Consider the following 14,601-nt stretch of genomic DNA (forward strand, 5'->3'; position numbering starts at 1 on the left):
GCGGGTAGGGGTTCGGTGCTGGGCGGAGGTGGCTCGTCCCCGTGGCGGGACGGCGTCCCGCGCGAACGCGTGCGGCGCCCTCCGTGCACATGCTCATCCGTTGAGGTGCCGCACGCGTACGGGTCCTCGGCGCCGGCCGACTGCTCACCTGCCGGCAGAGATCTGCTCCAGCGCATTGAGGGGGAGGGAGAAGCCGAGCGGTACGTCAGCCGCTGTGCCGGAAGCCTTTGCCCGTGCGGTCGAGAGGGTCGGGCGACAGGCCGAGGAAGCGGTCGCGGAGGGCGTCCCAGGCGGTGAGCCGGGTGAAGTCGGGGGCGTCGAGGATCTCCTGGCGGTCGGTGAGGAAGGGGTTGGGCAGCAGGACGGTCATCATCTGTTCGTCGCGGCCGTTGAACAGGCGGGCGCCCCAGCTGACGGGGGCTCCGTCAGCGTCGAGACTGCGGTAGAGCTCGGCGCGGGAGCAGCGGCGGATGCGGCCGAGTTCGGGGCCGGATGCGGTGTGCTCGCCGATGCACAGGTGGAAGTGCCAGGCGCCGAAGTCGACGGTGGCGTATCCGTCGTTCATGGTGATGGCGGTGGGGGCGCCGGGGGCGCCGACCTCCCAGGCGGCGCCTTCGATGATGGGCCCGAAGTGGATGTGCTGCCAGTGGTCGGTGAAGACGGTCGTGACGAGGTCGAGGAGGGTGGCCTCGTCGACGGGGAGGGGCCAGACGTGCTGGGTGCTGCCGCCCGGGGTTTCGACGACGGTCGGCTCGGTGGTGGTCATGAGGTCTTCTCCTTGGGGTTGAGGACGCAGTCGCCGCAGGTGCCCGCGCCCGGCACCCGGTAGTACAGGCAGCAGCTGCGTCGTCGGAAGGCGAGCGGCCCGGCGGGAGTGGCACGGTGCGTGCCAGCCCCCGCCAGCGGTGGCCGGTCCAGCAGCGAGCGGACGAGAGGTACGACGGGGAGGAGGGGGCGCGGCGCCCTGGCGATCAGGACGCGGTGGGCTCCGATCAGCGCCGAGGCGGCATTGCCGCGCAGGGTGTGCGGGGATACGCCGGAAACGCGCCGTACGGCGTCGGCCCAGGGGGCCAGGTTCTGGACGGCGACGGTGTGGAGCAGGGCCGGGTGCGGTTCCTGGTCGACCTCTCTCAGGGCGGGCAGCCACAGGTCGAGGGGGCCGGAGGCGGGCAGGCGCCACCACAGCCGGTCGGGCCCCAGGTCGGGGACGCTGCCGGTGAGCGTGGCGCAGGCCAGGGCGATCGACCAGAGCCGGGAGGCGGTGCCCAGGTGCAGGGTGGACGCGGCCACTCTGGGCTGGTCGGTGCCCAGCCGTCCGGAGACGGTTCGTACGGCTTCCTCCAGCGCACGAGGGTCGGCGTACAGGTCGGTGAGCGGCCGGAAGCCGTCGGCCTCGGGGCGGGGGCCGGTGGCCACCGCGAAGTAGGGGCCGATCGCGGAGATCCGCGCCAGGGTGTCGGGGGTGATCAGCGCGTTCACCATGTCCGTACCGTTCGCGTCAGCTCGTGGAAGCCGCGGACGTGGACGATCTGCCCGTCGGGTCCGGTGAGGGTGAGCCGGTCCGCTCCGTCCCAGCTCACCCGGGGAGCTGCGGCCGGGCTGCCCGGCCCGGCGACGGCCAGTCCTTCCCGGGCCAGGGCGCGTTCGAGGAGCGGGAGCACGTCGGGTGGCGCGTCCACCGCCACGTGGGCGCGTGCGGTGCGGCGCAGTCCGAAGGTGCCGGAGGCCGGGTCGAAGGCGAGGTGGTCGGCGTCGAAGGCGGCGGCGACGGCGCCGCTGCGGATCAGGTCCTCGGGGGCTCCGGCGTGGACGCGGGATGCGCGGTCGACGAGCCAGACGGCATCGGCCACTCGCAGGGCCAGCTCCAGATCGTGGGTGCTGACCACGACGGTCAGTCCCTTGTCCCGGGCGAGGTCGCGCAGCAGCACGGTGAGTGCCACCCGTGAGGGGACGTCGAGGAAGGCGGTCGGCTCGTCGAGGAGGATGACCTCGGGCTCCTGGGCGAGGGCGCGCGCGGTCAGGACGCGCTGGCGTTCGCCGTCGGAGAGTTCGGCGGCCGGCCGGTCCGCCAGGTGGCCCGCGCTCACCGCCTGCAGCGACCACTCGACGGCCGCGTGGTCCGCGTCCGTGAGACGGCCGGTGAACCCGGTGTGCGGGTGGCGGCCGAGCCCGGCCAGTTCGCGTACGGACAGCAGCCCGGGATCCACCCTGTCGGTCAGGACGACCGCCAGCCGGCGGGCGAGCGCGGTCGGCGAGGTCTGCGCCAGGTCCGCGCCGCCGATCCGGATCCGGCCGCCGAGCGGCGGGAGGAGCCCGCACAGGGTGCGCAGCAGTGTGGACTTGCCCGCGCCGTTCGGGCCGAGCAGTACGGTCAGTTCACCGGCCCGTGCCTGCAGGTCCAGCCCCGACAGCACGGCCCGGCCCGCGCCGCGCCCGCGCGGCGACCGGGTGCGGTAGCCGACGTCGAGCCGCTGGGTGGCGAGACCGCCGGGATGGTCGGGTCGTGCGTCGGCCTTGTCCGTGGCGGTCTCGGTCATGGTGTCGGTCACGAGGCGACTCCTTGTACGCCGCGACGGCTGCGGATCAGGAATGCGATGACGACGGGGGCGCCGAACAGCGAGGTGATGGCGTTCAACGGCAGTACGGAGTCCGTGCCGGGCGGCTGGCTCAGCAGTGCGCACGCCAGCGCGAGGAAGGCCCCGGCGAGCATGGACGCGGGGATGAGTGCCCGGTGGTCCGAGGTGCCCAGCGCCACCCGCGTCAGATGTGGGACGGCCAGGCCCAGGAAGGCGACCGGGCCGCAGAACGCGGTTGCCGCGCCCGCCAGCAGCGAGGTGCCGAGCAGTGCCAGATCGCGGCTGCGGCGCACGTTCAGGCCCATGGTGCGGGCGTAGTCCTCGCCGAGCAGCAGGGCGTTGAGGCGTTTGGCGGTCAGCAGCGCGGTCAGCAGGCCCGTGCCGATGACGGGCAGCATGACGTGGAGGTCGGGCCAGGTCGTGGCGCTGAAGCTGCCCAGGCCCCACATGACGAACTGCTGGGCGCGTTCGGGCCGGGCGTAGACGAGCATGACGCCGACCACGGCGGTGGCCGCCGAGCCGATCATGACGCCGATGACGAGCAGGGTGACGGCCGACTGAACCCACCGCGAGAGGAGCAGGACGAGGGCCAGTACGGCGGCGGCGCCGAGCGAGGCGGCGAGGACGACGCCCAGGCGCCCCAGGCCGGCCAGGTTTCCGGTGAAGCTTCCGGCGACTCCGCCCGTGCCGACGACCACGGCGGCGACGCCCATGCTGGCGCCCGAGCTCACCCCGAGGGAGAACGGATCGGCCAGTGCGTTGCGGAACAGGGTCTGCATCTGCACGCCCGCCACCGCGAGGGCGGCGCCGACGGCGGTGGCGGTCAGCGCGCGCGGCAGCCTGACCTGTTCGACGATCACGGTCCATCTCGGGTCGTCGGCGGTGCCGCCGAACAGGATCCGCACCACCTCGGCGACCGGCACCCGGTGGGAGCCGGTCGCGATGGTGAGGACGAACAGTGCGGCGGTGCCGGCCGTGAGGGCGAGGACGACGGCGAGGCGCCGCCGCCCCGGCCGTACCGCCCGCGGGGCGTCCGGGGCGGCGGCTTGCGCGGTTGTGGTGTGCGTCGTCACGCCTTGGGCACCTGGGTGTAGAAGGTGAAGGCGTGGTCCTTCGCCTGGTCCGGGTGCATCAGCGCGAAGAGGTCGGCGAGGACCAGGTCCGGGCGCAGCACACCGCGCTCGAAGTAGTCGTTGCCGCCGCCGGGGCCGAGCGCCTTGGTGTTCGTCCAGACCGCGCCTCCGGAGAGGGCCTTCAGCTGCCCGTACCGGCTGTCGGCCTTCACGGCGTCGGCGGTGGACTTCCACTTCTGGTCGGCGATCCAGACCGGGGCCTCGCCGCCCTTGGCGTACACGGCCTCGAAGTTCAGCTGGAGGTTGCCGGTGCCCGCCTCGCCGGCCCAGGGGTAGGTGCCGCCCGCGTCCCTGATCAGCTGCGCGGCGTAGCTGCCGCCGGCGGGCATGTACCAGGTGCCCTGGTACATCGTGCCGGGCAGGACATCGACGGGCTTGCCCGCCTTGACCGCCTGCGCGCCCTTCTCGGCGACCTTCCGGTAGTCACCCTCGATGGTGTCGAACACCTCGCCCGCACGCTTCTCCGCCCCGGTGAGCGCGGCCATCGCCTTGACCCACTCGGCGCGGCCGAGCGGACTCGGCTCCAGCCACTCGGCGTTGGCGACCACGGCGATCCCGGCCTGACGGAGCTTCGGATACTGCGGGTCGTCGGTGCCCTGGGTCATCAGCACGTCCGGCTTGGCACCGATGACCGTCTCCGCGTTGAGGGTCCGGTCCTTGGCGTACTCGGTGACCTTCCCTGCCTTCACCCTCTCGATCACCTCGGCCGAGCTGATGTTCGTGGTGCTCGCCACCCCCGTCAGGACGTCCAGGGTGCCGGTCTCGGTCAGCAGGGGCAGGTGGGTGGTGGAGGCGGAGTACAGGCTCTTGACGGGGACGGTGACCGTTTGCGCGGAGGCCAGTTCACCGGTCAGCTGCGGCTTCGGTGCACCGCACTTGACCAGCACGTACGATTCGGGCTTGCCCTTGGGGTAGGGCTCGTTGACGGTGAGGACCTGGTAGCTCTTCTCGTACCGGAGCGTGAAGTTCTTGGCGTGCTTCACCGCCGACTTGACCGGGAAGTAGTCCTTGGCCGGGTCGAAGTCCTTGATGCATCCCTTCCCGGCGGCCTGGGCCTTGGAGTCGGCGGGCGTGCCGGCGTCACCGCCGCACGCGGTGAGCGTGAGGGCGACGGCGATGAAGGCCGCCGCGGCGGCCTGAGGGCGGCCGGGCAGGACGGATCGTACGGACAAGGTGACTCCTGGTGGCGTGCGTAGGCAGTGCGCACCGGCAGGGCGGGGCGCGTGATGCGGCGTACGGGAAGGAACCCGCTGGAGGAGCAGGTCTTCAGAACCTGCGGGAACGGGCTGGTGCGTCAGGCCGGACAGGTCGGCTCCGACGGGCCGAGGGCAGCGCGAAGCTGCCACCACACATACGCGGGCACACGCGTGCCACCGCCTCTCCTGGGGAAATCCGCCCCGTACTTCGAGGTGCGACGGCGTGAGTCTCCTGACTCGGGATCAGTGCTTCTCCGGCCTTCCCACCCCCGGATGGGGCGGTGGCCATGGGCGGAGTCGCTCCCCCTACACAGTGGCGGTACCGTGCCGGAATCTCACCGGCTTCCTCGTTCCGCCGTCGCTTGTCGGACGGAAGCATCGCAGAAGCGGCCACGACCACGCCAGACCCACAACTGTGCGGCCGGCCACAGGGGGTGGGGTGTGATGTGAACGGCCCAGGGGCATCCCGCCCGTCCGGCGCGTCCGACCGAGGGACAACGCTGCCGCGGCGGCGGGGCCGCCTGCACCCCCGAACACGGCCTCGGCTCACGCCGACTCCGCCACCCAGGCGGAACTGCTGGGCCTGTGGGAACGAGACCCGGCACCCACCACCACGGCCCGCGGGACGGACGGGACCGGCCTCCGGTACAGGAGGAGGCATCTGCCGCTCGAGAGCACAGTGCAACGGTCTATCAGAGGGCGGCGGTGTATCCGGCGGGGCCGGAGCCGATGACGACGACGTCGCGTATGCCGTCGGCGGGGATCGTGTCGGTCACCTGGGTCACGCCTTGGCCTTGGCGTCGATCTCTGCGATCAGGCCCTCGATGAGGCCCTTGATCTCGTCGCGGATGGGGCGGACTGCCTCGACGCCCTGGCCGGCCGGGTCCTCGAGCTGCCAGTCGAGGTAGGTCTTGCCGGGGAAGTACGGGCAGGCGTCGCCGCAGCCCATGGTGATGATGTAGTCGGACGCCTGGGCGGCCTCGGGGGTGAGGACCTTCGGGGTCTGGTCGGAGATGTCGATGCCCAGCTCGGCCATGGCGGCGACAGCGGAGGGGTTGATCTGGTCGCCGGGCATCGAACCGGCGGAGCGGACCTCGACGCGGTCGCCGGCGAGGTGGCGCAGGAACCCGGCGGCCATCTGGGAGCGGCCCGCGTTGTGGATGCAGACGAACAGGACGGAGGCGGCTGGGGGTACCGCCCGGCCGCCAGGCTGGGGGAGAGCAGAGGACATGGTTCTTCCTTGGGGATCGGGCAATTGCGGGGCGAGCGGTCTTCAGGCAGCGCCGAGCTGGGTGAGCAGGTCGGTGATGCGGCTGTCGATGGCGTCGCGGATGTCGCGGACGACGGCGATCGGAGCGCCTTCGGGGTCGGGGACGGGCCAGTCGCGGACGGCCCCTGCCGCGAGGCGGTCGTCGGGCAGGAGGGGCGAGGAAGGCGTGGGCATGGCGTTCCTGTTCAAAGGAGCCGATAAGGTCGGCTCGGACTGGTGTCAGCCCCAGCTGATGTGACAGTATCAGTCCATGCTGACGTCAGTCGACACTGATCTGATCCGGGTTCTGGCCGACCCGCTCAGGCTCCGGATCGTGACCCTCCTCGCCAGGGAGACGCTCTGCACCACCCACCTCGTGGAGGAAACGGGTGCCAAGCAGACCAATCTCTCCAACCACATGAAGGTGCTGCGCGAGGCCGGGGTCGTCGAGACGGAGCCGTGTGGGAGGTACGTCTACTACCGCCTGCGCCCGGAAGTCATCGAAGCCCTCGCCGGTCAGTTCGCCGACCTCGCCCAGACCGCGCGTGCCACCGCTGAAGCGAACCTCAAGCGGTCCTGCCCGTAGCCTTCGCGCCGTGCCTCACCTGCCCGAGGAGAACCTGCCTTGACCGCCACCGAGCCCGTCGGCGCCGCCACCGCGGCGGAGGCCGCCATAGCCGCCGACGAGCCGTAGCCCGCCCCAGGCGCCACGCCGCCCCGCACCCCTTTGATTGCCCGTGCTGCGGCCGAGCTGGTCGGCACCGCCGCTCTGGTCGCGATCGTGGTCGGCGCCGGCATCCAGGCCACCGAGCTCACCGACGACGTCGCCTTGCAGCTGCTGGCCGACTCCACCGCCACCGTCTTCGGCCTTGGTGTCCTGATCGCCCTACTCGGGCCGGTCTCCGGCGCCCACTTCAACCCGGCCGTCACCCTCGCCGAGTGGTGGACGGCCCGCCGCGGCGGACCGGGCGTGAACGCCCGCGAACTCGCCGCGTACGTGCCCTCGCAGATCGCCGGTGCGATCGCGGGCGCGATCCTGGCGGACGCGATGTTCGGGCAGCCGCTGGTGAAGTGGTCGCAGCATGACCGCTCCGCCGGCAACCTGCTGCTGGGCGAGGTCGTCGCCACCGCCGGACTGATCCTGTTGATCTTCGGTCTGGCCAGGACCGACCGGCTACGGTTCGCACCGGTTGCGGTCGCCTCGTATATCGGTGCCGCGTACTGGTTCACCTCCTCCACCTCCTTCGCGAACCCGGCCGTGACCATCGGACGTGCCTTCACCGACACCTTCGCAGGCATCGCCCCGGCCTCCGTCCCGGGATTCATCGGCATGCAGCTCATCGGAGCGGTTGTCGGCCTCGCGCTCGTCGCCGTCATCTTCATGCGCGGCAAGACCGACCAGGGGCAGCCCGCGGCATGACGCAGCGCACGGACGTGGTGGTGATCGGCGGCGGCCGAGCAGGGCTCGCCGCCGGCTACCACCTGCGCCGCCCGGGTCTCTGCAGTCCACCGTGACGGCGCCTGCCTGCGCGTCGAAACGGACTGCGGCGCATGGCGGACCCGCGTCGTCATCAGCGCCACCGGTACCTGGACGCGTCGCTGCCGTTGCCGTGGTCACCCAGACGCCGGCGGAGGTCGTCGGGAGGGTCGTCCACGTCCGGGCGGTGCCGCGCCTCGTGCCCTGGACACGCTGACCGGCTCAGGCGATCAGGGGGCTTCGGCGTTCCAGCAGTACGACGTCGCGCCAGGTTCCGTGCTGGCGGCCGATCCGCTCGCGGGTGCCGATCACGCGGAACCCGGCCCGCTCGTGAAGGGCCAGGCTGGCGGTGTTCTCGGGGAAGATCCCGGACTGGATCGTCCAGATCCCGGCCGCTTCCGTCGAGGCGATCAGCGCCTCCAGCAACCTGCCCGCGACACCTTGTCCACGGGCGTCGGGGCGGACGTAAACGGAATGCTCGACCACCCCGGCGTACGCGCAGCGGTCCGAGACCGCGCTCGCCGCCACCCAGCCCAGCACCGTCGTGTCGCCGTCCAGCGCGACGAAGCGGTGCCCGGTCAGCTTCGCGGTGTCGAACGCGGCCCAGTCGGGCACCGTGGTCTCGAAGGTGGCGTGGCCCTCGTCGATCCCGGCCTGGTAGATCGCCAGGACCTGCCCGGCGTGCTCGGGCAGAAGCCCGGTGACGTGCACCGTGGTCACGCGGCCTTCGCCGCGCCGGCCAGCAGCGCGCCCATCGCGGCGAGGACCGACGGCTCGACCCGGTAGTAGACCCACGTCCCACGCCGTTCGGAGGACAGCAGCCCCGCCTCCTTGAGCTTCTTCAGGTGGTGGGACACGGTCGGCTGGGAGACGCCGACGTCGGAGATGTCGCACACGCATGCCTCCCCGCCCTCGTGCGAGGCGACCGCGGAGAACAGACGCAGGCGCACAGGGTCGCCGAGGGCCTTGAACATCTTCGCCGCGACCTCGGCCTCCTCGGCCGACATCGGGCGCTCGTCCAGAGGCGGGCAGCACGCAGCGACTGCCTCGGGCTCAAGAAGCGGCAACACCTTCGCATTCGACATGCATCTATGTTGACACATGTCGAACCAAGGTGGGAGGGGGTTGTCAGCTGCGCGTCGCCAGGTGGGCGGCCGGGCGCAGGGCGGCCCGCTCCGCGTCCCGGCCGCACCCGCGCAAGGAGTTCGAGGACGGACTGTGCTGTCACGCCGGTCCCGCGAAGGTCGGCCCGGGATGCGCAAGGGAGGCGCCGTCGCGATGGTGAGGCCGGGACGCGGAGCGGGCCGCCCTGCGCCACGATGCCCCGCTGTCGGGTCCGACGCGTTCAGCACCACGGGTTCCACGCCCTGCCCTGCCGGCGCACGTGCGGTGGCGAGCCCCGACTGCCCGCCCCCCCGATGACGACGGCTTCCACGTGCTCCACGACAACCCCCAATAATTCGACAAGCGTCTATGTTGACGCATATCGAAACAGGTGCCATGCTGATCACGCAAGCCATCGACAGACATCGAAGCAGCGAGGAGTCGACCATGACCGCGCCCGCCACCACCGACTTGCCCGTCGTCGTGATCGGGGCCGGACCCGCCGGCCTGGCTGCCGCCGCCCACCTCGAAGACCGCGGCCTGGATTTCCTCGTACTCGAGGCCGGCGCGCATGCCGGGACCGCCACCCGCGACTGGGCCCACGTACGTCTTTTCTCCACCTGGGGCGAGGTCGTCGACCCGGCCGCCGAGAAGCTCCTCGCCCCCACCGGCTGGACCAAGCCCGACCCGGCCACCTACCCCACCGGCGGAGACTGGGCCGAGCTCTACCTCCAGCCGCTTGCGGACACCCTCGGCGACCGCGTCCGCTTCGGTGCCCGGGTCGCCGGCGTCTCCCGTACCGGCCGCGACCGCATCGTCGACGCCGACCGCGACGCCCAGCCCTTCGTCATCCACATCGAGCACACCGACGGCCGCGAGGAGCGCGTCTTCGCCCGAGCCGTGATCGACGCCTCCGGCACGTGGTCCACCCCCAGCCCGGCAGGAGCCAGCGGCCTCGCAGCCCTCGGCGAGAAGGCCGCCGCCGACCGGATCACCTACCGCGTCCCCGACCTCAAGGACCCCGCCGTACGCGCCCGTTACACGGGCAAGCGCACCGCAGTCATCGGCTCCGGCGCCTCTGCCTTCACCGCCCTCGCCTACCTCGCCGACCTTGCCCGGGCCGACGACGGCGCCGGCACCAAGACCCTGTGGATCCTGCGCCGCGGCATCTCCGGCTCCACCTTCGGCGGCGGAGAGGCCGACCAGCTCCCCGCCCGTGGCGCCCTCGGCCTGGCGGCCAAGGCCGCCGTCGACGCCGGGTACGCCGACGCGGTCACCGGCTTCCGCACCGAGGCCTTTGAGCGGGACGGCGAGGGCCGACTGGTCCTCGTCGGCGAGGACGACCGGCGCCTCGACGCGGTGGACGAGGTGATCGTGCTGACCGGTTTCCGCCCGGAACTGTCTTTCCTGGACGAGCTGCGCCTCGGCCTCGACGAGCGCCTCCAGGCCCCCGTCGAGCTGGCCCCGCTGATCGACCCGAACCAGCACTCCTGCGGCACCGTCTACCCGCACGGCGTGGGCGAGCTCTCACACCCCGAGCAGGACGTCTACCTCGTCGGCATGAAGTCCTACGGCCGCGCCCCGACCTTCCTCGCCATGACAGGTTACGAGCAGGTCCGCTCCATCGCCGCGCACCTCGCCGGCGACCAGGAGGCCGCCGAACGCGTGGAGCTGTCGCTGCCCGAGACCGGCGTCTGCGGCGGAGCGGGCCTCTTCGACCAGCCGGAGACCGCGGAACAGCCCGGTGGCGGCTGCTGCGCGGCCCCGGCCACCCTCACCATCGGCGCACCCGCCTCCTCCGGCGGCTGCTGACCGACATACCCAACACCGAGGCCGGCATGGCCGCCCTCTGCCTCACGCAGATCACCAGCTGGGGCGTCCTCTACTACGCCTTTCCCGTTCTCCGCCGCCCTCAAAGCCCCCTGGCCTGCAGCCCCTCCGAGCCCGCCGCATGCAACCAGCGGCCACGAACACGTCGTGCGCAGCCGGGCGTTCCGGATGCCGGCCCTCACTCTCACCCCCGACCAGCTCGAACACACTGACGTCCGGGCAGGGAGCGCCGTTGGCGGCCGTTGTAGGGGCCGAGGGGGTCCTGACGGTGCTCCGACGAGAGAGCCCGGCACACACGATCTCCGTCGGCGGAGTACCTTATTGCACACAGCATGCAATTGCGTCAGTAGTGCGAAAGAGGTCGACGTGGCAGCTCCGGTGGTGCTCGGGATCGAGTCGTCGTGCGACGAGACGGGCGCGGGTATCGTGTCCGGCGGCAGACTGCTGGCCCATGTCGTGGCGTCGAGCATGGACGAGCACGCGCGTTTCGGCGGCGTGGTGCCGGAGATCGCGGCCCGGGCGCACCTGCAGGCCTTCAACCCCGTCGTGCACGAGGCGCTCGGCCAGGCCGGACTGCGGCTGCGGGACATCGACGCCGTCGCCGTCACCACCGGCCCCGGCCTGTCCGGTGCGCTCCAGGTCGGCCTGGCCGGTGCGAAGACCCTCGCGTTCACGGCCGGCGTACCGCTGTACGGCGTGCACCACCTCGCCGGACATGTGGCCGCGGACACTCTGGAACACGGGCCGCTGCCCAACCCGTGCATGGTGCTCATCGTCTCGGGCGGCCACACCTCGCTGCTGCTCGTACGCGACCTCGTACGGGATCCGATCCTGCACCTCGGCGACACCATCGACGATGCGGCCGGTGAGTGCTTCGACAAGGTCGCCCGCGTCCTCGGCCTGCCCTACCCGGGCGGGCCGGCCATCGACCGCGCGGCCCGCGAGGGCAATGCCTGCGCCGTTGCTTTCCCGCGTCCGCTCCTGGGTTCGAAGGAGCACCCGTACAGCTTCTCCTTCTCCGGGCTGAAGACGGCCGCTGCCCGCTGGGCCGAGCAGCACCTCCAGCGTGGCGAGGAACTTCCCGTGGCCGACGGCGCCGCCTCGCTGCAGGAGGCCGTCGCGGATGTCCTGACGCGCAAGGCGCTGGCCGCCTGCCGGCAGTACGAGGTCCGCACCCTGGTCGTGGTCGGAGGTGTGGCGGCGAACTCCCGCGTACGGGCCCTGGCCGAGGAGCGGTGCGCGGCCGCCGGCGTCGAGCTGCGAGTACCGCCGCTGACGCTGTGCACCGACAACGGGGCGATGATCGCCGCCGTCGGTGACCTGCTGGTCCGTTCCGGCTCGGCCCCGGCGCAGCTGGATCTGTCGATCGACCCGTCGGCGCCGCTGGAGTACGCCGCCCTGCACCCGACGGCCGGGCCCGTGCGCGTCGCGTGACGCCCGCGGAATTCCCGGTCACGCGGTCTTCCTCGGCACCCCGTACCCCGGCCCGCACAGCCGCCCCTCGCCCCTTCTGACCACTCATACCCGGAGCAGGACCCACCGCCTGTGCGTACCGCCGACATCCGGCAGCTTTTCCTCGACCACTTCGCCGCGCGCGGTCACACGGTCGTGCCCAGTGCGCCACTGCCCACCCCGGACCCGACGCTCCTGTTCGTCAACGCCGGCATGGTCCCCTTCAAGCCCTGCTTCACCGGGGAGGCCCAGCCCCGGTGGGAGCGGGCGACCAGCGTGCAGAAGTGCATCCGCACCCTGGACATCGAGGAGGTCGGCAAGACCACCCGGCACGGCTCCTTCTTCCAGATGAACGGCAACTTCTCCTTCGGCGACTACGTCAAGGAGGAGGCCATCGCCTACGCCTGGGACCTGTCGACCACGTCCCGCAGCGACGGCGGCTACGGCCTGGACCCCGAGAGGATCTGGGTCACCGTCCACCACTCCGACACCGACGCCCGCGGCCCGGCGCTGGGCCGGGAAGGCGGGCCGGCGGTCGACGAGGACCGCGCTGATGCTGCTCGGCGACGGCACCGCGCCCGGCAACGAGGGACGCGGCTACGTCCTGCGCCGTATCCTGCGCCGCGCGGTCCGCTCCATGCGCCAGCTCGGCGTCCACGACCCGGTCCTGCCCGAGCTGCTGCCGGTCGCCCGCGACTGCATGCCCCCCAGCTACCCCGAGCTCGCGGACTCCTTCGCCCGCATCGCCGACCAGGCGTACGGAGAGGAGGAGGCCTTCCGGGCCACCCTCAAGCAGGGCACCACGGTTCTGGACACGGCGGTCGCGCAGGTGACGTCCGAAGGCGGCCGGTCGCTGCGGGGCGCCCAGGCGTTCATGCTGCACGACACGTACGGCTTCCCGATCGACCTGACCCTGGAGATGGCCGCGGAGCAGGGCGTGGAGGTCGACCGTGAGGGCTTCACGGCGCTGATGAACGCCCAGCGTGAGCGGGCCCGAGCCGACGCCCGCGCCCGCAAGTCCGGCGGCTCCCTGGACACCTCGGCCCTCCGCTCCGTCCTGGACGAGCACGGACCGACCGACTGGCGGGCCTGGGAGACCCTGACCACCGAGTCCCGCGTACTGGCCCTGCTCGGCACCTCCGGCCCGGTCCCGGTCGCGGCCGCCGGCGACCTCGTCACCGTCGTCCTGGACCGCTCCCCGTTCTACGCCGAGTCCGGCGGCCAGGACAGCGACGCGGGCCGCCTGTCGGGCGCCTCCGTCGAGGCCGAGGTCCTCGACGTCCAGCGGCCCCTGCCGGGCCTGGTCGTCCACCAGGTACGGATCACCGCCGGCGAGCTCGCGCCCGACGACGCCGTGCACGCCGCCGTCGACGCCGAGTGGCGCCTCGGCGCACGGCAGGCCCACTCGGGCACCCACGTCCTGCACGCGGCCCTGCGCGAGGTCCTCGGCCCCACCGCCCTGCAGTCCGGCTCGTACAACCGGCCCGGCTACCTCCGCCTGGACTTCCCCTGGCGCGGAGCCCTCTCCCCGGCCGTCCGCAGCGAGGTCGAAGAGGCCGCCAACCGCGCCCTGCGCCGCGACCTGCCCGTCGGAGTGCAGTGGATGACGCTGCCCGAGGCCAAGGAACTCGGGGCGCTCGCCCTGTTCGACGAGACGTACGGGGAGAAGGTCCGCGTCGTCGAGATCGGCGGGGCCTGGTCGCGCGAGCTGTGCGGCGGCACCCACGTCGAGCACGCCTCCCAGATCGGCACCGTGGCCCTGACCTCCGAGGGCTCGGTCGGCGCCGGCATGCGCCGCCTGGAGGCCGCGGTCGGCGTCGAGGGCTTCTCCTACCTGGCCCGCGAACGCGACCTCGTCGCCCGGATCGCCGAACAGCTGGGCGCCCCGCGCGCCGAGCTGCCCGATAGGATCGCCGGCCTGCTGGAGCGGCTCAAGACGGCGGACCGGGAGAACGCCCGCCTCGAGCAGCAGGCCACCACCGCCCGCGCGAACGAACTCGCCGCCACCGCCGCCCATGCCAACGGGGTCCAGGTTGTCACCGCCACGACGGACGAGGACACCAACGACGCCCGAGCGCTCGCAGCGGCCGTACGCGACCGCCTTCCCGCCGGTACGCCGGGCGTTGTCGCCATCGCCGCGGGCACGGGGCTGGTCACCGCCGTCAACACTGCGGCCCGCGACACAGGGCTGAACGCCTCCGTACTGGTCCAGCAGCTCCTCGGCGGGCGTGGCGGCGGCTCTGCGGAGCTCGCCCAGGGCGGCGGCCTGCCCGGTCCCGAAGGCACTTGGCCGGTACGGGTGCGGCCCGTACGATTCCACTGCCCGGCTCCGGCCGGTGACAACTTCATGGCTGTGCGATGGGGGAAGCCGGTGGGAATCCGGCGCTGACCTGCAACCGTGTGCGGCGCGTCGACCAGCGCCGCGAGTCGGGATGCCCGCCGCGCGGCAGCATCCGCTTCCACTGTCACGGTCTGCAGAGCGAAGCCCGGTACCGCCGGAACACCACGCCAGTGCGCTCGAGCGCCTGCCCGGGGTGGGCCGCGCCGGTCGAGGGGCCTCATCGGCCGACCCGACCGGTCAGAA

General features: G+C 72.3%; 12 protein-coding genes, 3 pseudogenes and 2 riboswitches. Of the genes and pseudogenes, 6 read left to right on the top strand and 9 right to left on the bottom strand.

All coding sequences use genetic code 11. The features are described from left to right. Positions 1–205: 205 nt before the first annotated feature. The 7 genes from ACIPXB_RS01865 to ACIPXB_RS01895 all read right to left on the bottom strand — a co-directional run bounded on the left by ACIPXB_RS01865 (position 206) and on the right by ACIPXB_RS01895 (position 6,349). Positions 206–766 (bottom strand): hypothetical protein, encoded by a 561-nt coding sequence (locus ACIPXB_RS01865; protein WP_401443225.1) that lies wholly within the window; start codon positions 764–766, stop codon positions 206–208. Next, positions 763–1,482: a (2Fe-2S)-binding protein gene (locus ACIPXB_RS01870; protein WP_401443228.1), complete on the bottom strand. Its 720-nt coding sequence runs from the start codon at positions 1,480–1,482 to the stop codon at positions 763–765. Before ACIPXB_RS01870 ends, ACIPXB_RS01865 begins: the two co-directional genes overlap by 4 nt. Further along, positions 1,476–2,549 carry an ABC transporter ATP-binding protein gene (locus ACIPXB_RS01875; RefSeq protein WP_401443231.1) on the bottom strand — a complete coding sequence of 358 codons (1,074 nt, stop codon included), beginning with the start codon at positions 2,547–2,549 and terminating at the stop codon, positions 1,476–1,478. Before ACIPXB_RS01875 ends, ACIPXB_RS01870 begins: the two co-directional genes overlap by 7 nt. Further along, a complete protein-coding gene (locus ACIPXB_RS01880; protein ID WP_401443234.1) occupies positions 2,546–3,649 on the bottom strand; it encodes a FecCD family ABC transporter permease in 1,104 nt (367 codons plus the stop codon). Before ACIPXB_RS01880 ends, ACIPXB_RS01875 begins: the two co-directional genes overlap by 4 nt. Then, a complete protein-coding gene (locus ACIPXB_RS01885) occupies positions 3,646–4,881 on the bottom strand; it encodes an ABC transporter substrate-binding protein (protein WP_401443237.1) in 1,236 nt (411 codons plus the stop codon). Before ACIPXB_RS01885 ends, ACIPXB_RS01880 begins: the two co-directional genes overlap by 4 nt. 228 nt (positions 4,882–5,109) lie before the next feature. Beyond that, positions 5,110–5,304: riboswitch (cobalamin riboswitch) on the bottom strand. Positions 5,305–5,686: 382 nt separating this feature from the next. Continuing rightward, positions 5,687–6,136, bottom strand: coding sequence for an arsenate reductase ArsC (locus ACIPXB_RS01890; RefSeq protein ID WP_401443240.1), 450 nt, complete (start codon positions 6,134–6,136; stop codon positions 5,687–5,689). 42 nt (positions 6,137–6,178) lie between these two features. Beyond that, positions 6,179–6,349 (bottom strand): hypothetical protein, encoded by a 171-nt coding sequence (locus ACIPXB_RS01895; protein WP_401443243.1) that lies wholly within the window; start codon positions 6,347–6,349, stop codon positions 6,179–6,181. 76 nt (positions 6,350–6,425) lie between these two features. Here ACIPXB_RS01895 and ACIPXB_RS01900 point away from each other — a divergent pair, with 76 nt between their 5' ends. From ACIPXB_RS01900 to ACIPXB_RS01910, 3 genes and pseudogenes are all read left to right on the top strand, one after another. Beyond that, a complete protein-coding gene (locus tag ACIPXB_RS01900; RefSeq protein ID WP_401443246.1) occupies positions 6,426–6,740 on the top strand; it encodes an ArsR/SmtB family transcription factor in 315 nt (104 codons plus the stop codon). Positions 6,741–6,779: 39 nt separating this feature from the next. After that, positions 6,780–7,574: pseudogene (locus tag ACIPXB_RS01905) on the top strand (aquaporin). Beyond that, a pseudogene (locus ACIPXB_RS01910) lies at positions 7,571–7,751 on the top strand (FAD-binding protein); the annotation flags it as partial. The pseudogenes ACIPXB_RS01905 and ACIPXB_RS01910, both read left to right, overlap by 4 nt. Positions 7,752–7,853: 102 nt before the next feature. Here ACIPXB_RS01910 and ACIPXB_RS01915 read toward each other — a convergent pair. Then, complete coding sequence (locus ACIPXB_RS01915; RefSeq protein WP_401443249.1) at positions 7,854–8,351, bottom strand: GNAT family N-acetyltransferase; 498 nt, start codon at positions 8,349–8,351, stop codon at positions 7,854–7,856. Next, positions 8,348–8,716, bottom strand: a complete 369-nt coding sequence (locus tag ACIPXB_RS01920; RefSeq protein WP_401443252.1) for an ArsR/SmtB family transcription factor — start codon at positions 8,714–8,716, stop codon at positions 8,348–8,350. The genes ACIPXB_RS01915 and ACIPXB_RS01920 overlap by 4 nt, the downstream gene beginning before the upstream one ends. 466 nt (positions 8,717–9,182) lie before the next feature. On the opposite strand from ACIPXB_RS01920, the gene ACIPXB_RS01925 reads away from it, so the two are divergent. The 3 genes and pseudogenes from ACIPXB_RS01925 to ACIPXB_RS01935 form a co-directional block, all read left to right on the top strand. Beyond that, entirely contained in the window at positions 9,183–10,547 is a 1,365-nt protein-coding gene (locus ACIPXB_RS01925; RefSeq protein WP_401444386.1) for an NAD(P)-binding domain-containing protein, read from the top strand. Positions 10,548–10,943: 396 nt separating this feature from the next. Next, the gene (tsaD, locus tag ACIPXB_RS01930; RefSeq protein ID WP_401444388.1) at positions 10,944–11,999 is read left to right on the top strand and encodes a tRNA (adenosine(37)-N6)-threonylcarbamoyltransferase complex transferase subunit TsaD; all 1,056 of its coding nucleotides are present in this window, start codon (positions 10,944–10,946) and stop codon (positions 11,997–11,999) included. 111 nt (positions 12,000–12,110) lie between these two features. Beyond that, positions 12,111–14,286 (top strand): annotated as a pseudogene (locus ACIPXB_RS01935) (alanine--tRNA ligase); the annotation flags it as partial. A gap of 44 nt (positions 14,287–14,330) precedes the next feature. Further along, a riboswitch (cobalamin riboswitch) is annotated at positions 14,331–14,476 on the top strand. Positions 14,477–14,601: the final 125 nt, after the last annotated feature.

The organism is Streptomyces sp. NPDC090022 (genome assembly GCF_044748145.1).
Classification (GTDB): Bacteria; Actinomycetota; Actinomycetes; order Streptomycetales; family Streptomycetaceae; genus Streptomyces.